The organism is Mesorhizobium sp. M7A.F.Ca.US.002.01.1.1 (assembly GCF_004022955.1).
Lineage (GTDB): Bacteria > Pseudomonadota > Alphaproteobacteria > Rhizobiales > Rhizobiaceae > Mesorhizobium > Mesorhizobium ciceri.
In genome coordinates, this window is the sequence record NZ_RZQE01000833.1 from 1 (window position 1) to 1,476 (window position 1,476).

The 1,476-nt window shown below is 61.2% G+C and carries 2 protein-coding genes; one reads left to right on the forward strand and one right to left on the reverse strand.

Translation table 11 applies throughout. From position 1 onward, the window contains the following. Positions 1-83 precede the first annotated feature (83 nt). Positions 84-698, reverse strand: a complete 615-nt coding sequence (locus tag EN932_RS35920) for a TetR/AcrR family transcriptional regulator (protein WP_013531384.1) — start codon at positions 696-698, stop codon at positions 84-86. Positions 699-789: 91 nt separating this feature from the next. Between EN932_RS35920 and EN932_RS35925 the strand changes: the two genes are divergently transcribed. After that, positions 790-1,476, forward strand: a 687-nt coding sequence (locus tag EN932_RS35925) for an extracellular solute-binding protein (protein ID WP_128369515.1), incomplete at its 3' end; no start/stop codon positions are given.

Below are 1,476 nucleotides of genomic sequence, written 5' to 3' on the forward strand. Positions count from 1 at the left end.
TTTAGATTCAACTCAAGAGGCGAGCCCTCGTGTGAATGAAGTTATGTCGAACCGACGATTTCTCCTGTCTGCTCCTGACTCCTTCACACCCCGATCGCCGCCACCAAAATCCGGTTCTGCCTTCGGATCGCCGCGCGCAGCTCCGGTATTTTCGCCGCGTCGCGCTTCACGAATTCGATGAACATCATGTTCATGTTGTTGAAGATCAGTTCGCCGAGCGCTGCTCCGTCGATGTCCTGCCGCACCAGGCCGAGCGCCTGCAGGCGGGCGATCAGGGCGCGGATCTGTTCGGTCAGCGCGCGGTCGAGCGCGGTGTAGGCCTGGCCGAACGGGCTGTCGGGCAGTTGCGTCGAGATCGCCATTGCCTGCCGCCACATCTCCTTGCTGAGATAGTGCAGCGAGTGCTCGATGTAGATGCCGATCAGCGTATCCAGCGCATCGCCGACATTGGCCGGCGGCCTGGCGACGACGCCCTGCCCGGCATTCAGCACCTCGTTGACCTCCAGCGAGACGATGGCGCCGAGGATGTCGCCCTTGTTCTCGTAGTAATTGTAGATGGTGCCGACCGAGACCTCGGCCTGCGTGGCGATCGCCTCTATCTTGGCGCCCTCATAGCCGGCCTCTCGAAACAGTTCCGCCGCCGCTTCGATGATGCGCCTGTGCCGGTCCGCCTTTTGCCTTGCCCGCAATCCGCTCATTCCAGCCTCTTGCCACAAAAACAGAATTGACTCAATTTTAGAATTGGTTCAATTTTTTGCAAGAAGCCACAAAGGCAAGGGAGAACACTCGATGTCCGCACATTCCAAGAGCATGAATTCGCTTTCCCTGTTGAAGAGCCATCTGCATGCTGCGTGCGCGGCCGCGGCGCTGTTGCTCGCAGCCGGCAGCGCTGTCCAGGCCGCCGACCTCAACGCGCTGATCTGGTGCGATCATGCCGATCCGGCGCTGCTGCAGCCCTTCGAGGAGGCCAATGGCGTCAAGGTCAACGTCAAGGAATTCGAGGGCACCGGCGCTGGCCTCGCCATCGTCGAACAGTCGCAGCCGGGCGACTGGGACGTGATGGTGATCGATTCGATCGACGTGCCGCGCGGCGTCGAAAAAGGCCTGTTCGAGCCGCTGCCGGAAGACAAGCTGCCGCTGGCCGACCTGTTTGCGCAGGTGAAGATGGACGGCTCCGCCATGGTCGGCGGCAAGCGCTACGGCATCACCGAAAAGTTCGGCTACAACACGATCGGCTACAACAAGACCAAGGTCGACCCGGCCGACATGCAGTCGATGGCGGCCCTGACCGGCGACAAGTACAAGGGCAAAGTCGCCATCTACGACTACTACCTGCCGGTCATCGGCATGGCCGCACTGGCGATCGGCAAGAAGACGGCCGATCTCACCGAAGCCGACCTGCCCGCCCTCAGGGACGAGCTCTTGAAGATGAAAGCCAATGCCAAGCTGGTCGGCGAAGTGACCGCCAGCCAGACG